Source organism: Oligosphaera ethanolica, assembly GCF_030814695.1.
Lineage (GTDB): Bacteria > Verrucomicrobiota > Lentisphaeria > Oligosphaerales > Oligosphaeraceae > Oligosphaera > Oligosphaera ethanolica.
In genome coordinates, this window is the sequence record NZ_JAUSVL010000001.1 from 733,601 (window position 1) to 756,418 (window position 22,818).

15 protein-coding genes are annotated in these 22,818 nt (G+C 59.5%); 6 read left to right on the forward strand and 9 right to left on the reverse strand.

Going from position 1 to position 22,818, the window contains the following annotated elements; all coding sequences use genetic code 11:
• Nucleotides 1–48: 48 nt before the first annotated feature.
• Nucleotides 49–1,167, reverse strand: a complete 1,119-nt coding sequence (gene holA, locus J3R75_RS02560; protein WP_307259754.1) for a DNA polymerase III subunit delta — start codon at nucleotides 1,165–1,167, stop codon at nucleotides 49–51.
• A gap of 34 nt (nucleotides 1,168–1,201) precedes the next feature.
• Nucleotides 1,202–1,693: a hypothetical protein gene (locus tag J3R75_RS02565; RefSeq protein ID WP_307259755.1), complete on the reverse strand. Its 492-nt coding sequence runs from the start codon at nucleotides 1,691–1,693 to the stop codon at nucleotides 1,202–1,204.
• A gap of 383 nt (nucleotides 1,694–2,076) precedes the next feature.
• Here J3R75_RS02565 and J3R75_RS02570 point away from each other — a divergent pair, with 383 nt between their 5' ends.
• Both J3R75_RS02570 and J3R75_RS02575 read left to right on the forward strand, forming a co-directional pair.
• The gene (locus tag J3R75_RS02570; protein WP_307259757.1) at nucleotides 2,077–2,733 is read left to right on the forward strand and encodes a DUF2238 domain-containing protein; all 657 of its coding nucleotides are present in this window, start codon (nucleotides 2,077–2,079) and stop codon (nucleotides 2,731–2,733) included.
• Nucleotides 2,734–2,735: 2 nt separating this feature from the next.
• Nucleotides 2,736–3,332, forward strand: a complete 597-nt coding sequence (locus tag J3R75_RS02575) for a MarC family protein (protein WP_307259758.1) — start codon at nucleotides 2,736–2,738, stop codon at nucleotides 3,330–3,332.
• Nucleotides 3,333–3,338: 6 nt separating this feature from the next.
• On the opposite strand, the gene J3R75_RS02580 is transcribed toward J3R75_RS02575, so the two are convergent.
• The 7 genes from J3R75_RS02580 to J3R75_RS02610 form a co-directional block, all read right to left on the reverse strand.
• On the reverse strand, nucleotides 3,339–4,586 hold the full coding sequence (locus J3R75_RS02580) for a WecB/TagA/CpsF family glycosyltransferase (RefSeq protein ID WP_307259759.1): 1,248 nt from the start codon (nucleotides 4,584–4,586) through the stop codon (nucleotides 3,339–3,341).
• A 586-nt stretch (nucleotides 4,587–5,172) separates the two neighbouring features.
• Nucleotides 5,173–6,393 carry a glycosyltransferase family 4 protein gene (locus J3R75_RS02585; protein ID WP_307259760.1) on the reverse strand — a complete coding sequence of 407 codons (1,221 nt, stop codon included), beginning with the start codon at nucleotides 6,391–6,393 and terminating at the stop codon, nucleotides 5,173–5,175.
• A gap of 26 nt (nucleotides 6,394–6,419) precedes the next feature.
• Entirely contained in the window at nucleotides 6,420–7,883 is a 1,464-nt protein-coding gene (gene gcvPB / locus J3R75_RS02590) for an aminomethyl-transferring glycine dehydrogenase subunit GcvPB (RefSeq protein WP_307259761.1), read from the reverse strand.
• Nucleotides 7,874–9,214: an aminomethyl-transferring glycine dehydrogenase subunit GcvPA gene (gcvPA, locus tag J3R75_RS02595; protein ID WP_307259762.1), complete on the reverse strand. Its 1,341-nt coding sequence runs from the start codon at nucleotides 9,212–9,214 to the stop codon at nucleotides 7,874–7,876. The genes gcvPB and gcvPA overlap by 10 nt, the downstream gene beginning before the upstream one ends.
• A 62-nt stretch (nucleotides 9,215–9,276) precedes the next feature.
• On the reverse strand, nucleotides 9,277–9,642 hold the full coding sequence (gene gcvH / locus J3R75_RS02600; RefSeq protein ID WP_307259763.1) for a glycine cleavage system protein GcvH: 366 nt from the start codon (nucleotides 9,640–9,642) through the stop codon (nucleotides 9,277–9,279).
• 626 nt (nucleotides 9,643–10,268) lie between these two features.
• Complete coding sequence (gene gcvT / locus J3R75_RS02605; protein ID WP_307259764.1) at nucleotides 10,269–11,390, reverse strand: glycine cleavage system aminomethyltransferase GcvT; 1,122 nt, start codon at nucleotides 11,388–11,390, stop codon at nucleotides 10,269–10,271.
• 473 nt (nucleotides 11,391–11,863) lie between these two features.
• A complete protein-coding gene (locus J3R75_RS02610; protein WP_307259765.1) occupies nucleotides 11,864–13,687 on the reverse strand; it encodes a chitobiase/beta-hexosaminidase C-terminal domain-containing protein in 1,824 nt (607 codons plus the stop codon).
• Nucleotides 13,688–14,345: 658 nt separating this feature from the next.
• Between J3R75_RS02610 and J3R75_RS02615 the strand changes: the two genes are divergently transcribed.
• The 4 genes from J3R75_RS02615 (at nucleotide 14,346) to J3R75_RS02630 (ending at nucleotide 22,752) form a co-directional block, all read left to right on the forward strand.
• The gene (locus tag J3R75_RS02615) at nucleotides 14,346–15,260 is read left to right on the forward strand and encodes a hypothetical protein (protein ID WP_307259766.1); all 915 of its coding nucleotides are present in this window, start codon (nucleotides 14,346–14,348) and stop codon (nucleotides 15,258–15,260) included.
• Between the two features lie 150 nt (nucleotides 15,261–15,410).
• Entirely contained in the window at nucleotides 15,411–16,241 is an 831-nt protein-coding gene (locus J3R75_RS02620) for a hypothetical protein (protein ID WP_307259767.1), read from the forward strand.
• Nucleotides 16,242–16,518: 277 nt separating this feature from the next.
• Nucleotides 16,519–17,463, forward strand: a complete 945-nt coding sequence (locus tag J3R75_RS02625; protein WP_307259769.1) for a peptidylprolyl isomerase — start codon at nucleotides 16,519–16,521, stop codon at nucleotides 17,461–17,463.
• 153 nt (nucleotides 17,464–17,616) lie between these two features.
• The gene (locus J3R75_RS02630; protein ID WP_307259770.1) at nucleotides 17,617–22,752 is read left to right on the forward strand and encodes a thioredoxin domain-containing protein; all 5,136 of its coding nucleotides are present in this window, start codon (nucleotides 17,617–17,619) and stop codon (nucleotides 22,750–22,752) included.
• Nucleotides 22,753–22,818 lie beyond the last annotated feature (66 nt).

Consider the following 22,818-nt stretch of genomic DNA (forward strand, 5'->3'; position numbering starts at 1 on the left):
CTTGGGCTTGTTGCGGTTGCTACACCTAATTGCTTGCGGGACTCTATCTTAACGGCGGCCACAGCCGACGATGCGAATCAAGGCGTTTTCCAGGGACACTCGCGCCGCCGTGGCCGACGACATGCACTGCCACAACGCATCGCGCAGCACCCGGATGGCCTCAATCATCTCCTGCGGCGAAAAACGGCCAATCTCCTCGGCCAGTTTCATCGCCCGGTAGGGATGGTAGTTGACAAAGGTCATGCCTTCGGCCACCAAGGCATTCTTCTCCTCGGCACTCGCGCCTTCAAGGAAACGCTTGAGCCCCGGCGCATTGCTTATACGCTGTTCAGCCATGAAGACCTTAATGCGCAGCGCCTCGCGAAAATAATTAGCCGCGTTGATGATCAGCGAGCGCGCCGCCCGGTCGTCGTCCTTCTCCTGGCCGACCAGGCTGTTCACCACCTGCAGCACGGATGCGAGATTACGGCTGCCGAGGGCACTGCCCATCACCCAGATCATCTCTTCAGCCTGGCCCGTGCAGACGGCCGCGGCATCAGCCATCGTCACCGGCTGCTTCGTGCCGCCGCAGTAGCAGATCAGCTTCTCCAGCTCGACGTCGATCCGCGAGGTGTCGGTGCCGACAATGTCCACCAGGAAATTGCACACGTCATCACGCAGGGTCAGGCCCTTGTCGGCGGCTGCCTGTTGGATGTAGGCCACCATCGTGCGCTCCCAGCCCATCTTTTTCCGGTCAGGCTGGTTGAAGAGACGCAATTCGCCCACGGCCTCGCAGGCCTTGCCCAGCGCCCGGCGCCGGTCGATGCCGACGCCATCCATCACCAACACGATGTCCTGCCCGATGCCTGCGCCGATCAGCTCGGCCAAATCGCGCAGCGCACCGCCAACAGTATCGCCGCCCTTCTTCTCGCCTTCGGCGTCAAACCCCGTGAAATGCTTGAGCCATACCGTCTTTTGACCGCCTAGGAATGGCGGCGACTTCAGTGACCGCAGCATGCCGTAGAGCATCGCCGCCGTCGGCCCGGCATCGCCCTCCTGAAAAAGCTCAAAAGCAAAGGGATCGGGATTTTCGCCCGCAATGGACCGCACCAGCTTGTCCGCCTCAGCATGGATGAGACTGGCGTCGTTGCCACTGAGCAAAAATACATTGACCGATTTCTTTGCCAACTCCAAGACCTTTCCCGCACCGTCGTCGCGACCCTTAGGCCAGCAGCCCCGATGCCTGCAACACCACGCTGTACAGCAGCCAGCACATGGCCGCCGCCGAAAATAAATAACCGGCACGCTCCAACAGCAGACTGCGCGGCGGCATCTCCTTGATGTCCAGCAGATTCACCACGCCGGTCGCCGATTGCCGCCAGGCCATACGCAGCATCACCCCGATGTAGATGACATCTTTCAGCAGCACGGCCAGCGCCAGCGGCCGCTGCGTGCCGCGCCACAGCAAATAGCCCATCAGCACCATTTCCAACAGCAAGGCCAGCATCTCAAAGAGACTGCTAAGGACCAAACGCCGCATATAACGCCACTCGCTATCCTCCAGTTTGATCTCTGCACCTGAGAAGACCGCACTGGCACGATCAAGCAGTCCATCGTCTGCCACCCGCAACAGCCCGTAGGTGAAAAGTCCCTCCACAGTCACCCGCAGGGAATACACCAGATTGATCCACACAACTATGCCCAATAACAACATGCGTATGCCTATATAGTCCGTACCACAAACATGCCTGCCTGGCCCGACCAAACCACGGCCGGACTGTGACTAGTAGCCCGCAGAGCCGCCAGTGAAACCAATAATATAAGGCCATTTGCGCAAAGAACAGAAATTTCTCCGCCACGCAGTAGCCAACACCTTCTTACAGAGCCACACACAGCGCGGCACTCCACCCTGTCCACGCTGTCCACGTTGTCCACCCTGTCCACACCTCCAACCTGTCCGTCCGCGCCGCTTTTTTGCGTCAGGCGGTTGTTTTCGAGCTGGTGTTAGCTACACTATTGGCCTGTCGCCGCGCCTTCGCCAGCGGCGTTACCCAGTCCATCTTGACAGTCTCGTCCAAAGCCTGGAAGGCCGTGGTCATGACCTCATCAACGAGTGCCTTTTCCCGTAACTGGCGTTACGGCAATATCCTGCTTCTTGTGGCCGTCTACGCCTGGTCGGCGGTCAATCCGGCGGACCGCGCGGTGTGGTGGGTGGAGATGGCGTCGGTAATCGCCATCAGCGCGCTGCTGCTGGTCAGCAGTCGCTGGTTCCGTTTTTCCAATACCAGCTACGCCATCGTCTCGTTGTGGCTGATCATGCACAGCATCGGCGCCCATTACACTTTTGAGAAAGTGCCTTTCGACTGGGTCAGCAACGCCTTCGGCTTTGAGCGCAATCACTACGACCGCGTCGCCCATTTCGTCATCGGCATCAATGCTTTCCTCTTTGCCGAATTTGCCTACCGCAAAGACTGGCTGCGCACGCCGCTTTTGGCCGCTACTGTCGGCCTGGCCGCCATCATGGCCATGGCCGCCGCCTGGGAAATCATCGAGTGGCTCTACGCCGCCATGGACGGCGGCGAAGTCGGCGCGGCCTTTCTCGGCTCCCAAGGCGATGTCTGGGACGCGCAGAAGGACATGCTCGCCGATACCCTCGGCGCCATCCTCGGCACCGGGCTTTTTCTCGCCCTGCACCGCGTCGTCAGCCCCACCAAAGACACCACTAGCGCCGCCCCGGCATCTTCGGAGGCATGACCATGGCCGCCTTTTTCACGACTTGGCTGCAGTTCACCGTCCTGCTCACGCCCTTCTTTGTCCTGTCGATGTTCCTGTCCATGACCATCGGCTGGCCGGAGAGCGACCGGCGGCGCCTGGCCATCCGCATCGGCGTGGCGTCCTTCGCGGCTAGCATCATCCTCTTCTACTTCGGGAACTGGATCTTCCACGTCTTCGGCATCACGGTCGATGCCTTCCGCATCGGCGGCGGCGCCCTGCTGTTCCTGACGGCTGTCGGCCTAGTCCAGGGCGATCACCAGAGCAGCAAACCCCGCCCCATTGAGTCCAGTGACATCGCGGTGGTGCCGCTGGCCATACCCATCACCGTCGGCCCCGGCACCACCGGCGCGCTGCTCGTCATTGGCGCGCAGACCACCGACGTAAATCTCCGGCTGATCACCACGGCGTCGCTCATCGCCGCCATCGCCGGACTGACAGGAATCCTGCTGCTGGGGTCCTTCTTAGAACGCGTCCTGCGCCTCCGCGGCATCACCATCATCAGCAAACTCACCGGGCTCTTCCTCTCGGCTATGGCCGCCGAAATGCTCTTCACCGGCATCCGGTCATTCTTCAAATAACCGCCATTAGCCCGCCGCATTGCCCCCCGACCGCTCTAGCCGACGCCCATAGCGCCACACCGCCAGCAGGAATTTGGGGTTGCCGATGACGTAGCGGCGAAACATCCGCCGCGGCTCCAGCATCAGCCGGAAAACCCACTCCAAGCCCATCTCCCGCAACCACAAGGGCGCCCGACGAATCGCCCCGGAATAAAAGTCGAAGAGACCGCCGACCGCGAGCCGCACCGGCACGCGCAGCTCATCGCGGTGCTCAATCAGCCACAGCTCCTGCAGGGGCACCCCGAAAGCCACCAGCAGGATGTCCGGCTGCGCGGCATTGACCGCGGCAATGACCCGAGCGCTGTCCTCCTCAAAATTGAAATAACCGTGCTGCGTGCCCACTATCTTCAGGCCGGGAAATTCCCCCGTCATGCGTTCTTTGACGCGTTCGGCAATGCCGGGCTTGCCGCCAAGCAGATACAGCGAACGGCCCTGCTCCTGCGCCGACCGGCACAGCCGCGGAAACAAATCCGTGCCGTTGACATTCTCTTTCAGCGGCGTGTTCAGCATGCGACAGGCCAACACCACGCCGCTACCGTCGGGATAAATGCGATCCGCCTGCAGCAGCGCCGCGCGGTAGTCTTCCCGGGCATTGGCGAGGTTGAAACAGTGCGGATTGACAAAAAAAACTGCGCGCAGCCCGCGAGCGCCGCTGGCGGCCGCGCCCACAATTGCCGCCGTGGCTTCCGCCTGCGTGCTGTTGGCGAAGGGAATACCAAACAACTCCAGACGCTCCGACAGCTGCGGCGCTACCAGCGGCGAGAAAAACAGCAGCGCGAATAAACACCGTAACAGCAGACTCAGGTCCCCACGCAAACTCTGCGAGGCGCAAAATGCGGCTTCGACGCTTTCACGGTCGGCGATGCCCATGCGCGTCGACTGATGCAGCAGCCACGGGCTGAAGATCGCCGGCCGCGCCGCCCCGCTCGCAATCGCCGGCAGCGCCTCGCCCGGCTTGCGCAGCCCCCACCCACATAGCGACATCTTCCCCGCCAGCACCCACAACAGCAAGGGCGCCCAGCGTACCAAAGGCCACGACGACGACAGATACCACACCGTCATCTCACCGCCAGACAAATTTGCCACGACCCGCTCGCGCTCCAGCCAGGGACGCCGGCGGCAACACTGGATCAGCAACACCAGCACGGCAAGCGGCAGCAGCCAGGACAGCGTCGCCAGCAGACACAGTATGTACTCGCAGATGCGTCGCGCCATATCACCCCACATGTCAATGTTATTTACTTAACGATTCCAAGTGCTTAGGAGCTGTTCACAAATTACGTTTACCCTTTGCGACGCAAACGCTCTTTCATGTCATACCTTGCCGTCGGTCAACATTTCCCTCGCCGCGCAGCGGCAGAAGCGCTGAAAGCGCGAAACATACCAGCCCAGGGCAAGCACGCTGAAAGCGTGCGCCGCCCTGGGTACAACGGCGACTATGTTCGTGTTCCTCGGCCTCTTTGCCCCCAGTCGGCGAAGCTGACTGGGGGCAAAGAGGCAATGGAACTCATGTCCTGCAGCCGCATTTTGCACTGTTGTACCTCGTCAAAGCTCTTTTAGGCCGCCCCTTCAGGGCTTTTTTCGGCCGGGCCCCTTACCCGGGGCGGCGCGCCCTGAGCGCGCTTGCCCTGGGCTATCTTAGGTCGCGCCTTCGGCGCTCAATACATCGGCAATATGGTCTCGCGCAGGATGACTAACCAACCCATCCCCAGGCCATTGTGAACACACCATATAAAGAGCATGGCACCCCGCATTCAGCTATGACTCAAACTATCCCACTTAGCAGGCATAACTCGCCAGCCTACGCATTCCCAGCGTTCCCCGTGTTCCCGGCGCCACCCGTCGCGACGGCGATGCGTGTCAACAGCGCGTCGTAGCCGGCCAGTACTCGCTCCTGACAGAACTTTGTTCTGATCAATTCGCGGCCGCGCTGGCCCATCTGCTGCCGCAGCGCCGCATCGCCTAGCAGGCGGTCGCAATGCCGGGCCAACTCGGCGAGGTCGCCGGGCGTCGCCATCAGGCCCGTTTCGCCGTGAATCAGCGATTCGCCCACGCCGCCCAGCGCAAACGCCGCCACCGGCAAGCCCGCCGCCGCGCATTCGGCCACCACCAGTCCAAAGGGCTCCTGCCAGCGAAAAGGCAACACCGCCAGATCGGCCGTGGCCATCTTCTCCTCAGGCGTCAGGCACCAGCCGCTGAACTCTACCCGGTCCGCAACGCCCAGCGACAACGCCAGCGCCTCCAACATCGCGCGGTCCTTGCCGTCGCCAATAATCTCAACGCGATAGGGCTGCCGCAACAGCGGCAACAGCCGCAACAGCATGTCGGCGCCCTTACCGCGTATCAGCTGCCCAATGAAGATGATCCGTGGCGGCGCGTCAGCTGTCGCCGCCGACCGCACTGGTGCGGGCTCCGCGACGGGTATGTGCGGCGGTATCAACGTGATGCGCTCTGGCGCAAAGCCGTTGGCGACAAGATTGTCGCGCATGAACTGCGACAGCACCACCAAATGGGGGAAGTGACGATAGCACGCAAAACGCTCGGGAAAAAGCGAGAATTTCTCCCGCAATTCCCCCCGCAGCCCCCCCGACCAACGCCGAGGTGATATCGCCATACCGCAGCAGCCACAGAGCAACCGCGCATACGGCAGCTGGCAGTTCCGCCGAGTAAAAGGAAAATACTTGTGCGAACGCGGGCAATACACGTCATGGTCGTGGACAAACAAGGCCAGTCGCTCGCCATAACGCTCCAGGAGGTCCTGCAGCAGCGTGTTGTCGCTTAGCTTGTGCACGCCGACCAGTGCAAAGTCCCGGTCCAGTTCCGGCAACTCAGTGATTGGCAGCAACCGGTCAAAGCCGGCGCGAAAGCGCTCGCTGTCCCGGGCCATCTCGGCGAAAGCGCCCCACAGCTCCACGCCCTGCTTACGCAGCAACGCCCCGACCTGGAAGATGTAGCGCTCAACGCCGCCGAAAAATCCAGCCTTTTGTGAGATGAACAGCAGCTTCCGGCCGCGTAATTCCATGGCAACTCGCTCTCCTCCTCGGGTTGTCAGCAGCAGGGCCGGGCAGTAAGCACCGGCTGCCGCGCCGCGGACACTTCGTCCAGCCGGCCAATCGGCATGGTCAACGGGCAGCGCTTGATTGCCTCGGGGTCGCTCTCGGCTTTCTTGGCAATGTCGATCATCGCATCGCAGAAGCGGTCGAGCATCTCTTTGGACTCCGTCTCCGTCGGCTCAATCATCAGCGCTTCAGGAATGATCAACGGGAAATAAATGGTCGGCGCGTGAAAACCCGCGTCCAACAGCGCCTTGGCGATGTCCAGCGCGTGGACGCCAAAGCGCGTCTGCGGGCGCGCCGACAGCACGCACTCGTGCATGCAATAACGCGTAAATTTCTGCTCGTAGTACGGCGCCAAACGCGCCCGGATGTAGTTGGCGTTGAGCACGGCGTTCTCGCTGATGCGTTTGCAGCCATCGCGACCGCACATCGTCAGGTAGGTATAAGTCCGCAACAAAATCCCGAAATTGCCGTAGAACGGCGCAATGTAGCCAATGGACTGCGGATAGTCGTACGCGAGGCTGTAACTGCCGTCAGCGTGCTTCACCACCCGCGATTTCGGCAGAAAGGGCACCAGCTTCTCCGCCACGCCCACCGGCCCGGCGCCGGGTCCGCCACCGCCGTGCGGCGTCGAAAAGGTCTTGTGCACATTCACGTGCATCGCATCGAACCCCAGATCGCCCGGACGCACCCGACCGACAATCGCGTTGAAATTGGCGCCATCGCAGTAGGCCAGCCCACCGGCCTGATGCACCAGTTCGACGACCTTCTCCACATGCTTGTCAAAGAATCCCAACGTGTTCGGACAGGTCAGCATGATGCCGGCGACGTCGTCGCCCAGCGCGGCCCGCAGCGCGTCGAGGTCCACATCGCCGTCCGCGTCGCTGGCGATTTCCCGGCAATCGAAGCCGGCCATGGCGGCCGATGCCGGGTTGGTGCCGTGCGCGGCATCCGGTATGAGCATGACCGTTCGCCGCTGGTCGCCGCGCGCCTTGTGGTACGCCGCGAACATCATGACGCTGGTCAGCTCGCCATTGGCGCCGGCCATGGGCTGCAGCGTCGTCGCCGCAAAGCCCATCAGCGCGGAGAGCATCCGCTCGGTTTCATAAAGCACTTCCAGCGATCCCTGGCACAGCGACCCGCCCTTGCGCAGCTGCGACAGCAGCGGGTGCTGATTGGCAAAACCCGGCAGCGCCGCCATCCGCTCGTTGATCTTCGGGTTGTACTTCATGGTACAGGACCCCAGCGGGTAAAAATGGGTGTCCACGCCCATGTTCAAACGGCTGAGCAGCGTGTAATGCCGCACCGTCTCCAACTCGCTCACCTCCGGCAATGCCGCCGGCGCGCCGCGCCGCAGGGACGCCGGCAAGTCGCTCGTCGTAAAAGGCCGCACATCGCATTTGGGCAGGCGGACGCCGCGACGACCAGCCGCGCCTTGATTGAATATCAGTTCCATAGTACCGCCTCCAGGGAATTGGCAAAGCCGTTGATCTCTTCGCGGGTACGCTTCTCCGTCACCGACACCAGCAGCTGATTCTGTCGCTGGGAATAGTAACGCCCCAGCGGGAACCCCGCCGCGTAGCCCTTCTCGACCATGCGACCGCTAGCCTCCGCCGCGTCTACCGGCAATTCCACCACGAACTCATTGAAAAAAGGCTGTGAGCCGACCCGCCGCACGCCACGAATGGAACTGAGTACATCCAATGCGTAGCGCGCCTTGGACATGCACAGCTCGGCCACCTCCACCAGCCCCTGCTTGCCCATCAGGGTCATGTAGGACAGCGCGCAGAGCGCGCAGAGATTCTCGTTGGAACAGATGTTGGACATCGCCTGCGCCCGCCGAATGTGTTGTTCGCGCGCCTGCAGCGTCAGCACGTAGCCGGTGCGCCCCGACGCATCCTTCGCCTGGCCGACAATGCGCCCGGGCATCTTCCGCATCAGCTTGCTGGTTGTACACATGAAACCCAGGTAGGGCCCGCCAAAGGACAAGGGCATGCCCAGCGGCTGGCCTTCGCCCACCACGATGTCAAAACCGCATTCGCCGGGCGTCTTCACCACGGCCAGCGCCGTCGGATAGGACGCGCAGACTGCTAGCGCGCCACGAGCCTTGATGGCCGCCACGCACGCCGTCCAGTCCTCAATGGTGCCGAACGCGTTGGGATATTGCACGATCACACAGGCTGTATCGTCGTCCACGGCCGCCAGCAACGCGTCTTGATTGCTGCGTTCGTCATCAGTAGCCACCGTAGTGATACGACAGTCCAGATTGGCACTGTAGCATTTGAGCATTTCCCGGAAGATCGGCGAAACCGCACTGGCAAGCACCACGTGCCGCCGCTGCGTGCTGCGCAGAGCCATCACCATCGCCTCGAAAACCGCCGTACCGCCGTCGTAGAGCGATGCGTTGGCCACGTCCATGCCCGTCAGGCGGCAGATGGCCGTCTGCCATTCGAAGATGGCCTGCAGCGTCCCCTGCGATGCCTCTGCCTGGTAAGGTGTGTAGGCGGTGTAAAATCCCGACCGCCCCAGTATTTCCGACACCGCCGCCGGTATGAAATGATCGTAGTAGCCCATGCCCAGAAAACACACCAGCTCGGTGGCGTTCTTACCGGCCAAATGCGTCAGGTGCTTGGCGACTTCGTACTCCGAACGCCCCGACGGCAGCATGGAAAAATCGCTCGTCGGCGCCGGCACGTTGGCTTTGTCCCACAGCTGATCCAGACTGGCACAGCCGATGGCCGCCAGCATTTCCCGCCGGTCGGCATCCGTATTGGCAATGAATGGCATGGTCGTCGCTCCTCTCTACGCAAGGCAAAAATGCTCAGAGACAACTGCCGCCGGCAGCACCATCACTCGGCGATGGTCTTCTGATACTGCTCGGCCGTGAGCAGCGTTTTCAGCTCGTCTTCCTTGACGTCCTTCAGGCGGCAAATCCAACCGTCGCCCTCGGGCGCTTGATTAAGCAGCGCCGGGTCGGCGGCCAGCGCGTCGTTAACCTCGCTGACCGTCCCGCCAATGGGCGCAAAGATGTCTGATGCGGCCTTGACGGACTCAACCGTGCCGATGACGGCGCCCGCCGCGAAGGCCTTGCCCACCGCCGGCATCTCCACGTAAGTCAGATCGCCGAGCTCCTCAGCCGCGAACGTGGAAATGCCCATGGTCGCAATGCCGTCAACGACCTCAATCCACTCGTGAGTTTCTGCGTAGTATTTCATCTCGCTGCTCCTTCCTGGGTTGGCACATGGCCTGCGCCGTTCTGTCATTCACAACTGCAAAAGTACGAATATAGCGCCGCGGCCGCACAAGTTCACCGCGCCGGCATGGCTAATTCACCGTTCGCCGTAAGCGGTCAGTGTACACCCCGGCGCTTCGCTGGGACAATTTGCAGGAAACCCACGGCCAGTCGCCGCCCAGCCATCCGACCTTGATTTCCGCCGACCTTTGCGGCAGCGTGTTTCATAGGAGTGATTGTTATCAGTCGGTCTCAGGGGACGCAAGGGACCGGGGCCCTTCACGTAACGATTACCATGGCGCCTGTTGTTTCTTCAAATCAGCCTTATGTCATCGCGGCATTTCATCGCCGCGAAGCGGCAGAAGCGCTGAAAGCGCGAAACATATTAGCCCAGGGCAAGCACGCTGAAAGCGTGCGCCGCCCTGGGTGCAACGGCAACTATGTTCGTGTTCCTCGGCCCCTTCGGCCCCAGTCGGCGAAGCTGACTGGGGCCGAAGGGGCAATGGAACTCACTTTCTTGCTTGCTATGTCGCCCCCTTTCAGGATGCTTCCTGCAGCAGGCATAAACGTCGGAGGCATATCGTCCATCCAATATCAATCACTGATCGTTCACCGTCCGGCGAGCTCCATGCGGGCGCTGCCGGCGCCATAGAAGGGCAACGCCGCCACCGTGCCGGCCAGGCGCACCCGGCCGTTGTCCAGCTCCAGCGCCGCGCCCACCGGTAGCTCCAGGTCGGCACGGACATAGCCCATGGCGACCGCGCGGTCCAGGCTCGGCGCGACCGCGCCAGAGCTCACCGTGCCCACCTGCTCGGCGCCGCAGTAGATCGGTGCGCCAGCGCGCGCGGCCCGTTTGTTCTCCAACGCCATGCCGATTAGCCGGCGTCGCGGCTTGCCCGCGACCGGATCACGCAGAACGGCACTGCCGATGAACTCGCGCGGCTGCCCCAGTTTCAGCATGGCGCCAAAGCCGGCTTCTACCGGCGTCGTCGTTTCGTCCATTTCATGACCATAGAGCGGATAGCCCATTTCCAGCCGCAGAGTGTCGCGTGCGCCCAGATCAGCGGGCTTCACCGCCGGATCTGCCAATAGCAGTCGCCACAGCTTGACGGCGGCCGCGGCCGCAAAATACAGCTCAAACCCCAGCTCGCCAGTGTAGCCCGTACGGCTCAACAGCACCGGCACGCCGGCAATGGCCGTCTGCTGAAAATGATAGTAACGCGGCAATGACGCCGTCGCCAACCCCAGCCGCCCCAGCACGGCGGCCGCTTCCGGCCCCTGCAAGTCCAGCTTGGCCGTGGCGGCCGATTCGTCCGCAAACGCGGTCGTCGTCGACAAGTGACCGCCAATCCATGCCGCATCGCCAGCGCAAGGCCCGGCATTGACCACAAGATAAAACTCGTCCGCCGCGAGGCGATAGACAATGAGGTCGTCGCGCACGCCGCCCTGCTCATTCAGAGAGAAGTTATATCGGCAGCTGCCCACGGGCTGGTCGGCCACCGGCCGAGCCAGTATGCGGTCGAGGTCCGCCGCCGCCAGCGCGCCCTTGACCCGAAACTCGCCCATGTGGCAGATATCGAACAGCGCAGCGTGCTGCCGACAATGATGGTGCTCCGCCAATATGCCCTCAGCGTACTGCACCGGCATCAGCCAGCCCGCAAAAGGCACCATCCGCGCACCCAATGCGCGATGCTCCGCAGCCAACGGCGTCTCCAGCAGTTTCTCGTCCATTCACACACCTCATCTGATCTCAGTGGCCCATCGCCTCGGCGCGCCGACACCGCCGCAGAAACACGCACGGCGCCGCGCGCAACACTACCGCCAATGAATGTAACGCCCGCAGCCCATTGCGCCACATGGCCTTCGCGTGAGAAATAAAGCCTATGGATAGACCCACAGGCCCGCCCATGCCAACTCGCGTCCTTATATCGGCGGCGTGAATTGCCGCGAAGCGGCAAGACATGCCGCCATTCTTCTTCACATTTGTCTTCTTCGCGCCTTCGCGTCAGTTTTATCTTCTCGTCTTTTCTCGGACCGATCGGACCGATCCGACGGATCGGACTGATCGGTTTGATTGATCGGTCTGATCGGTCCGATCAGTCCGATCCGTCCGCGAAAAAACAACCACGAGGCAAACCGTCCCCACCTAGAAATCTGCGGACAAAAAAAGGCGGGCATGCTGGCCCGCCTCGACACCTAGCCAATTACCTGGCGCCGGCGCCGTCGATATAGAGCCACAGGCCGCCATAGGCGCCAATCACATCCGTCTTGACAAAGCGCCTGAGCTGGCCATCCCAGCGGTACGCAAGGAAATAATTCGGCACGATAAATTCCCCCGTGCTCGGCGCGCCAGTGAACTGCCACTTGCCTATGGTGCCGCCAATCGCCTCAATGGGCGCCATCGCAATGCCACTGATCGGCGGCTTCACTCCGAAGGCCCAGTAGGCCTGGCCGCCGCGAATACGCGACGCCTTGGCGTACACCCGCCGCTGCGCGTCGTAGGCCACCGGTTGCCTGGCCGCAATGATCGCATCACTGCTGCTTTGGCTGATTTCCCCCGGCACCGCAAATACCTGCCAGCCACCACTGGCCAACGCCGGCACTATCACCTGGGTAGCGGCCCTGATCACCCGCGACATCGCTGTATCGCTGCTGATCATGCCCTCCCGCCGCGCCTGCGCGGTTAGGTACGCGCTTGCAGTCAAAACCAAGGGCGCCGTGTAAATTTGCTCGGCGCCATCGTCAAGCTTGTAGTAGATCGTCGCCCCGGCCGGACCGGCCAAGGTCACCGTCGCCTGCTGATCAAATACGGGCGGCTCGCTGTAGGCATGGCCGTCCAGCAGACAAGTCAAAGCCGGCTTCGCCAGCTTGCTGAAGGTCCTGGTGACGACCTCGCTGTTGACGGCGCCAGGCGCCACCGCCATCACGCTAATCGTCGTGTCGCCATTCAGTGGGTATGACGCCCCACGAAAAGTCCCCGCCCCCGGCGTGCCATCGGCATTCACCTGCGGCTGCGCGCCTCCCAGCGCGTAATAAAAAACTGCGCCCACCGTCTCGCTGCTGAAACTAAGCTGTGCAGCGCCGCTATACGGCTGCTGCACAACATTCAGCTGCGGCGTGCCGGCTTTCTTGGTGTAGAGGCCTGTATACACCGTATCATTGATCGGCTGCCCATTCTCATAGATCACGACCGACACCATGGCCGTCTCGCTGATCACAATGCCTTTCATCGGGTCGTACAACGGCGAAGCGCTCGTCGGCCTACTGCCGTCCGTGGTGTAATATAAGACAAAATTGCTGTAATCACTGTAGCACAACACATTGAGCGTGTCGGCAAAGGTCACCGTGCCACCAGGCGAGGGATTCATCTGGAAGAAGATGTTGTAGACATCCGGCGTCCACACAAAATTGTCCAGCCACGCTTTGTTATACAAGACTTCATCCCACTCTTTGTCTACCACTGGCTTTTCGTAGTCCACGCTGGTGGGGCCAAACAAGGCTATTGTGATGGTCCGTGAATACTTGTCGGTGTTGAAATAGATCTCTTCGTCAACCCACCATTCGTCGTCTTCAAGCGGGTCCCACTTGCCGTTTTCATCCAAATCAGCCTCGCCCTTGACCCACCAGCCACTGGCGCTCCAGAGATAGCCGGTGACATAATCCGTGTCGTATAAACACAACTCCGACCAGTTCAAGTCGTCAAGAGATACCTTGTAGCGAAAGGACAAAAAACCCGATCCTTGAAAAGACGCCGTAAAGAATGACTCTTTCCGAGGATTGGCCTTGTCAGGCGCGCCAGCCGCCAGATAGTCGCTATTGACAGTGCTGATGCCACTGAGATCAACGCTTGCTACCGAGCCGGTCTTCCGAGCCCAGTCGCCGCCAGCCGCAGAAAACGTGACCCCCGCAGGCTGATCAAGAGCCCGACCGACATCGGACGCCGAAGCCCCCGCCCGGCTCAAAGACGAAAATGCCAGGAACGCCAGAAAAAAAACACTCCGACTGCAAAAAAAAGCAGTAATATTCATTTTTGGTTGCCTCCTGTGACTTCGTTCCATATCATGCCAGCGTCAATACGTCAATAATAGAACAGACTGCCAAATATAGTGGTTATACCGGGCTTTTTCCGTGAAAGGACGATTGTAGGCTCATTTCACCCATAGGACATGCGACGTTCACTGCCACACCCAGCATATTTTCCTTGCCTACGCAGAGTCGGATCAACACCGGCTGGCGCCCAGCGCAGGCAAAAACGGCTGGCATGCATGCATACATGCTTGTATTGAACAGAAACGCCGGTATATTCTGTCCTAAACATTGGGCTTCTGGTGTGCAACCCGCAACTTTTAGCCTCCTTTAGGCAGAAAAGTTGATTTTTTGGCCTTGAAATGTGTTCTACGGGTTGTATTGTTTGCTTCCAGACGTGGCTAGAGACACAGGCTGCGTGGCTCCTATACAAACAATAGCCCACTTTCAAAATGTGATCACGTCATTGAATCGTCGCTGATTGGCCTAATGAAGGAAAGGAGGCGATAGACTGCTAGAACGATAAAAAATTCTTCAGTTGGCGAAGGTTTTGTTGTTTGTTCGAGGTTAGTTTTTTGTTCCCCAAGAGGTAAATGGCCACCATGGTTGGTGGTCGGAGTGGTAGTGGAAACTGTATTGAGGTTGAAGAAAGGAATTACAATGAAGAAAATTCTTGCCGCAATTCTGGCTGGCGCATTCGGTCTGACCGCTGTTGCCCAAACCGTCGTCTATGATTACAAGGCCTCCTTCAAACGCGTTAACCCGATCTACAAAATCCGCAAGGTCAGCGGCGCTGAAGTCGTCACCGAAAGCTACGGCGTCACCAGCGACTCCATCAAGGGCTATGTGATCCTGCCCCTGTGCACGGACTGTGGTGGCGCTGCTGCCACCTCCCTGGTCATGCCGGGCACGGCTTACCTCACCCGCAGTGGTGACAAGTACTCCGCCAAGGCCGATTTGGCCAACGTGCTGAAGACCAGCGTGTTTGCCCAGGCCGCCATCTTTGGCAGCAACGCCTTCATCATTGGTGGCGCCACCCCCAATGGCGACCCCCATGCTCTCAAAGATCTGAAGAGTGCTTGGATGTTCATGAGCTTCAGCACCCCGAACCCCACGGCCGCTGACGTTGTTGACTCCGGCCTCATCATTCCCAAGGCCGCCGGCCAGGACGTTTGGTATGGCTTCATGGGCCTTGACAACTACCTCGGCGGCAGCATCACGGGCGCTGGCTTCGGCTCGGCTCGCGTACTGACCCAGAGCCAGGCCGCTACGCTCGGCTTCTGCGGCGGCATTCCCGCCTCCAGCTCGAGCTGCCGTATGGTCCAGAGCATCTCTGGCTCCACCATCGGCTTCTTTGGCTATGATGGCCTCTGTGGCAATACCCCCATGTGGGACGTCTGCGTGTCCGACGCCACCGGCATGGTGACCTCCGCCCCCATCAGCGGCACTTGGACGCTGAAGTTCAACAACAGCCTCTCCAAGGTTGCTCCTGCCAGCCAGGAAGCCGAAATCTACAAGAAGCTCAAAGTCAAGGCTGCTGCCACCGATGTTATTGATAACACCATGGTTGACTAATTCTTGCAGACAAGGTTGCTGTTCCAGCGAAGGCTAAAGTTCAAAACATAGCCAAGTTGAACAGTTAACTGGAACCAACTCGGGGAGGGGCCTGTCATAAGGGCCTCTCCCCTTTCTTATTCTTTCAACTCGGAGTTCCCGGAGATTACTATGCATGCCTCCAAACGTGTGACTTTCCTGCTACTGGCAACCATGGCCCTGGTCCTTGTATTTATGGCCTGGCGCACCAGAATGAACAACAGCCGTCACACGCCCGGGACAGCAACAAACGCGAATAAGCCGTTGACAGCCGCTCAGCCTGAGGAATCATCCGCTGCCGCCCCTCAAACAACAGCCGCCTCCGGCGGTCTCTTCTCCGGCGATGAACTCGTTGTTCAGGAGTTGCAAGATCTCCTCGACGACGAAGATAAGCACGATGAGGCCCTGCAAAAAGCATTGGCTATGTGCAACGGCAGCGCTGTTCAGCAGCTGGCCGCCATTGATGCCTTCCGCTGGCTTGGTGGCAGAAAGGCCATGAAGTCCCTCATCGGCCTCCGCAACAATGCCTATTTAGCCGTCGCTGACGAAGCAGGCCGTGTGCTCACCCATCTTCTTACCGAAAGTAACAACCAGGGTGGCAATCGCCATGACAGTGACATCCCTGACGATGGCCTGGTGATTCTTGACGAGGGGGTATACGAAGAGGATCCCCTTGGTGATGAACAGCATGCCGACCTGGAAACATGGATTCTGGCGCTTACCGAGGCTCCTAGCCCCGAAGCCCGTGAAGAGCTGCTGTTGATTCTTTCCACCTACGCTGTTGATCAATCCGTGCCCATACTACTGGAGCTTTTTGATAATCCCAACGAGGCCTTGCGTGAGGCCGTCAGGCAAATTCTGACCTCTATTACCGGCCAAGAAGAAATCCTTGATCGCGAGCAGGTTGTAAACTGGTTTGCGGCTATAAAAACCAATCATGACGATGCCAACGACCAACAATGAAAAGTCCAGTAACCATGGCGCCTGCCAGTCAAGCAGTGAGCCGGTAGCATGCCAACCAGGAACCACCACCGGAAAGTGAATTAGCGCCATGTTTCTCCACAAACTCATGAAGAGTAGCCATGTCGGCGTGATATGTTTCTGCATTTGCGCCCTTTCTGCCGTTGCGCAGACTCCCCCCGGCGGCGCTGAAACTGCTGGCCAGCAACCGACGCCGGCCCCGGCGCTAGTGGGCCCATCACCCGCTCCGGCGGTGCCGGCAGAGGAGCCAGACCTCGCTATGCTGATGGCGTTTATGAAGCCGACTACGGTTGTCATCCAAGTCGGCAGCATGAGCCTGCAATGGCACGAACTGCAACCGTTAATACGCCAATTTATTGATCCCAACCAGAATAAATCATCTGAGGAAAGCAGCAAGATTCTGCGTACCCTGATGCAACGCATTGCCCTTCGCGGTCTATATCTGCACGAGGCGAATGCCAGGAACATTCAGGTCAGTGAAGAACAGCGCCGAGCAAACGAACAACAACTTGAACAGGGACTGCAGGGCAATTCTCGCGGAGCCACCACGGAGGACGTCAAAAAGGCGTTGGCCGCAGGCAAAAGTACCTTATTGAGTCTTAGCGAAGAAGACGCCCAGCGCGTAGTCACCCTTGGTAACCAGCTTCTTGCTGAAATTACCATTACCGATGGCGAAGTTGACCAGCAACTACTCGCCATGAAAGCCGTCCGCGACTCGATGCAGAAACAGAATGAAAGTATTAAGCAATTTGCCTTGGGACTCCTGCAGAAACCCGAGGCGCTGACCGATCAGGGCTTCGCCTACCTTGCCAAAGAGTATTCCGATGGCGTGGAAGCCAAACAAGGCGGCGTTCTCAATTATGATTTCACGCGTTCTGAACTGGCTACTGTCAATCACATCGAACAATTTGAACTCCAGGTCGGGCAAACGTCCCCGCTCTATGAAACCCCAACCGCCTTTCGGGTCATGAGGGTACTTTCACGGGTCGCCCCCGAAAAAGAAGGCGATGCCGAAAAACTTCGCGCTGCCCAGTGGCTGTTCCGCAAGATGCCTGTTGCCGATGAGAAAAGCCGTGACGATCTTCGCGCGCAATTGCTTGTCAGCAAGCAGAAGAATGCCGTAGCTGCCATCGGCCAGTCGTTAGCCAAAAAGTACCCCGTCAGCTGTGTTTTTTCCCAGGTGGCCTTTGGCCAGAAGCGATGACGAATAATCGTGATGACGCCGCTGGGCTCTGACTGTCGCCCCGGGACTGTCAGGCTTCACAGATTTTGATCAATGCAGTCGTACCGGGTTCCAGCTCACACCGGAGCCCAGGCCCAACCCCGTGATGTATGCAGTATAAAGGATTTATTGCGCATGGCACATCGTTATCACCATCCCGGACGGCTTCTCCCTGCACTCTGCCTGGTACTCCTCATGTACAGCGGCATGCATGCTCTCGCCGCGCAATTTGGCGAATGGACAACCTCACCGGCGGCCGCCAAAGCACTGGCTCTGCAATTCAACCGGCCAATCGTCGCTGTGGTTGGGTCGCCGATCTGCCCTCATTGTGATAATTTTGACGTCATCCTCAAATCCGCGGCCTTTCTGGATTACGCCCGCCAAAATCAGCTTGTTTTGTTTCACAACCGCGAGAATTCCTCGCTTCGCGCTCAGATGACGAATGATTTCAAGACTCAATGCGGAATGACTTCGCTGCTCCCCTTTCTGTTCCTCTTCAAGGTCAAAGAAAGTGCTGACACCCAGTCTGATAACGTGATGTCCATGGCTCCGGATCAAATTGAACTATTGAAAATCAGTAGCGGCCCTTACACAGGTAAACTCGCCGGCGTCAATTACACCAGTGATGCGGTTGTCAACGGCATCAAACTCGAGAATGAATCCAAGTGGACTGTTGACACTCTCACCAAAGTACTGCGCTCCTTCTTCCCAAACCAGGGATGGTCCACCCTCTCCCCCAGTGACGACCCGATCGATGATGACCCGATTGATGACGACCCGATCGATGACGACCCAGTCATTGACGACCCAGTTCCGATCATTGATGAATCCTGGGTTGCCACTTGGACTGAAGACCCGGCAGAAGCCAAGGCCCTTGCGTATGCGCATAATCGCCCCATCCTGGCCATAGTCGGTTCGCCTATTTGCCCGCATTGTGACAATCTTGACAAAGTCATTATCACTGATGCAATGCTGCAATACGCCAAGGCCAGGAAACTCGTGCTGTTCCATTGCCGAAATAACTCGTCGCTGCGTAGTCAGATCACCAACGATTTCAAAGTACCCAGCGGCATGACATCACTTCTGCCCTTTCTCTTCCTATTCAAGGTCAAGGACGGGGTCAGCGCCGCACAGCTGGCAGAAAACAGCATGTCGGCCCAACACGTGACACTTCTGGAAATCAGCAGCGGCACCTATGCCGGGAAAAAATCCGGCGTGAATTACACCAGCGAAACGGTCATTAACGGCATTAAGCTGGAAAAAGAACAATCGTGGACTCTGGCGACTTTCTTCAAGGTCATTGAGTCCTTTTTCCCGAACAAGCAGTATCCGAGTGGTGATCCGGGCTGGAACAGCATCATCCCGCCTGTCGTTGGCCCCACGGGCTACGAGCAGGCGGTTGATCTGGGGCGCATCCCCAACCCCGACTATCCGGCCAGCAGTGGCCCAGGCTGGATTAAGTACGCGCCGGCCGCCACGTTCATCGGTAGCAGTTCCGAACACTGGTACAAGTTCACGGGCGATGCCGGCAAACGCTATTTGTGTGTAGCCAAAGACTTCCAGGATACCAATAACCCGATCGCCATCGCCTTGTATGCCAGCAACACCAGCGGTGCGCCAAGTGATCCTCCCATCTTCACCGCAACATCCACGGGCTTTGACGCTCTCGGACGCGGCTTGTTCATGGACATCCCCACCGGCGGCGCCAACAACCAGCTGTTCTATCTCCGTCTCAGTCATAGCGGCGGCACTGCCAGTACCGCTCTGCCCTATGGCATCAAAGTCCACGAAACCCATAAAAATCCCGTCGTCGGCACAGTGACCAACCCGCTCTGGCGCGGCGCCCAAAAAGGCCTATGGACGATGGACGCCGACAAGGCCCGGGAACGGGCCGCCGCTGAGGGTGTTCCATTGCTTTTCTACTTTACCGGTGTTCTTTGGTGCCCCTACTGCATCGGCCTGGACCACATGGTGTTCAGCTCCACCACCTTCAAGGACAGCATCAAAAATGCCTATTTGGTGCTGATTGACAACCGCCAGCGCAATGACACGGGACCCTCGCTCCTGCTTGACAATCGTGCCAACGGCTATCTGGCGAGCAATTCAATCAGTGGCGCTGCCGCCACAGCGCAACTGGCCAATAACCTCACCCTGCAGAACGCCTTAGCCCTTCCCGGCGCTTCGACGGCAGGCTGGTCACATGGCCGCCGCATTTCCTATCCCACGCTGGTCTACTGCAACGTCAGCGCCACCACCCGCGCTGACCTCACTGGCGTCAACCCGATCGGCCGTTTCAGCTATCAAGATTTCACCGGACTGCCCATTGCCAGCAAAGCCAAGGCGTTCATTGACGAATTGGCCCTGCTAGCCAGCAAGGGCCACCGGGAGGCAAATGCCTCGCCTCAGACCAGCCAGTTGCAGTTGCCGGCCCCTGGCACCGCTGCCGAGGCACTGACCGGTGGTCTCGCCAACGGCAACTGGTACAGATTCACTGTCAATCAGGATCAAAGCGGCTTCGCTTGGCTTTTCAATGCCCGAGCCACCACGGCGGCTGATGCGGCGCAAGTCGAACTGGCAGTGTACAGCGCCGATGGCGTGACCTTGCTGCGCCGGACCCAGGGCAGCCTGAAAAACGGCAGCAGCCTGGAGTTTGTGCCGCCAAGTGCCGATGGGGGCCAATACTGGCTGGCGATAAGTCCCAGTGCGCAAGCCAGCGCGGTGCCTCTCACCTTGAACTACCAGCTCGAGCAACTCAATTACACCATCGCCTTGGAACATGATGAAGTAGCTGTAGCTTCCTCTGACCTCAGCTTCGACCTGCCCCTGCAACTGACAACCCAACTTCCAAATGACAACGCCGTCCGCTTCGCCTACCGCATCCGCACCTTTGAGAATGGCGCGCCGGCAAGCTATTTCGCAACTCCCAACGTCTGGCAGGAAGCCACATGGACTGCAGATGAAAAACAATCTGGACGCAAGCTACTGTCCCTTCCTCTCGCCGTTCCCGCCGGTGAATACTGGACCGGCAGCCACGACGTCGTCATTGAACTGCAATCCATCGCTGGCGGCAATTGCCGGGTAAGTAGCAATGGCGAAGAAAGTAGCGTCAAAATCTTCTCTCAGGCATTTTTCGTCCGCCCCGCCCCGAGCGCGTACGGCCTTTTTGTCGGCCGTCGTGAACGCCTGAGCTTCGGCATCAGAAATTATGACGCCCAAAAACACATTGTGAGCGTTACGCCCGCACTCCCCGCCGGCCTCAGCTACCAGCTTAATGACGCGGCTCCCTCACGTGGCGTGAGTGTCTCGCTGATGATAACCGGCACCCCCACCAACGCCGTCACCAACCACCAGGTCAGCCTGGAAATCCGTGACCAGGCCAACGTCCTTTGCGACCTGCTGCCCGTTGCCTTCAATGTCATCAACCTAACCGGCACAATCGCCGATCGCAACGTCTACGCTGGCCGTATCTGCCCAGACAATTCAGGCGTTGGGGCGCCCCTGGGCAGCCTCAGCATGAGCAAAAACGCCACTGGCCTGCAACTCACTCTCCATTCCACCAGCACCGCCGAAGCGTTGAGCGCACTGGTCAACTGGCAGGGCTACGATCCCGCAAAAGATCAATACTATCTGAGCTTCACCTGGTCGACAGTCAATGCCAGAATCGACCTCACGTTGGATACCCAAGGCAACGGCCGCGGGACATTCACCGCGCCCAGCGGTGAAGAGCAGACCGTGTTTTTCGCGCCAGTCACCCAAAACCCGGCAAACTTCGCGGGGACCTACAACGTCGCCCTCCGCCCACAACCTGCAACGCCACCCCACCCCTACGACGGCTTCGCCCTGGGCTGGCTGCGCCTCACTGTTGACACCACGGGTAACGCCACCTACTCTGGCGAACTCATCGACGGCACGACCCTCGCCGGCACCTCCGCAATCACCGAGGCAGCCGATGGCTCCGGCCGGATGATTTTCTTTGCGCCCCTGAACTGGAACAGCACCCTTGGCCGCTACCAGGGCCGCATCGCCGGTCAATTGGCCATCACTCCCCTCCCCCTGCGTTACGAACCCGGCGCCGGTTTCAACGACGCCTGTGTTTACGATTGCACAAATGCCATCTGGGCGCGCTCCGCGACGGACAAGGATGCCATCCAGCCCTGCGGCACCACGTATCAAGCCGTGGTATCGCTTACCAACCAGGCCGGCCTTGCAGGACAGGGTCTGGATTTTCTCTATGAAGTCCAGCAATCTGCTCAGGACAGCCAGACTGTCGTGCCGGACCTGATCTTCCTGGCCGAAAACAGTAGTGGCAGCGCCTTGCTTCCCCGCAATGACAACCCGCTTGCGGTGGAACTGTCCTCGCTGGCCATCAACACCGCCACGGGTGTAATCAGCGGCAACGTGAATGTACTTTTCGCGGCGCAAGTCGGCCAGCCCCTGCTGCGCGAGGCCGTCCCACTCCGGGGCATACTCACGCCAATCACCTCCGACTGCTGTTCAGCAGGAGCGGATCTCTTCCTCGGCTACGGCTATTTCACCCGGCGTGGCACCCCATATGTGTTCCGCCTCAGCGCCCAAAGCGCCGTGCAAAATTCTCTGCCGGTGCTCAAGTCCATCGCCGGCCTTGCGCCCACCACGCCAGTCCGCCCCATCAACGCGGGGGAGGTCGCTGTCCAGATCCAAAGCGCCGGCAAGCGCATTCTCTATCAACGCCAATACAGCAACGATCTATTCCTCGCGGACTGGTCAGCTGCGGCAGCGGACTTCACTGAGCTGACGCTGGCGACTGCTGCGACCTGGCAGTTCGTTGCCTTGTCACGGGACAAAACGGCCAGCGCCCCCCTCCTTGTCGCCATTCCCCGCCAAACCACGCTTGGCTCCGATCCGGACAGCGGCAAAGGGGCTTTACATCCCGGCTGGAATCTCATTGGCATACCCGCCGACCGCCACTACACAGTCCTCGATAACGACGGGGGCACCATCCTCGCCTATGATAATGACGCCAGCGCCTACACAACCACCAGCGAACTCAACGGCGGCCTGGCCTACTGGGTCTTTGTTCCTGACGATGATTTTGCGGCGACGATTGCCCAAATGGAGCAGCCTGCACCAGGCGTTGTCATCACGCCCGGCTGGTCTTTCCTGGCTCTGCCGACAACGCCACTGCTCGGCAATATCACCACGTGGTATTGGAATGGCTGGACCTTCACTCTCACCCCCCCGAGCGACGTCCCCGCACCAGGCGTCTGGCTCTACAACCCAACTCAGCCCTGATGGTCGTGTTGTGCCTGGCCCACACTTCCCGCAGTACTTGCGACGGGAAGTGAAGGCCGGGTTGTC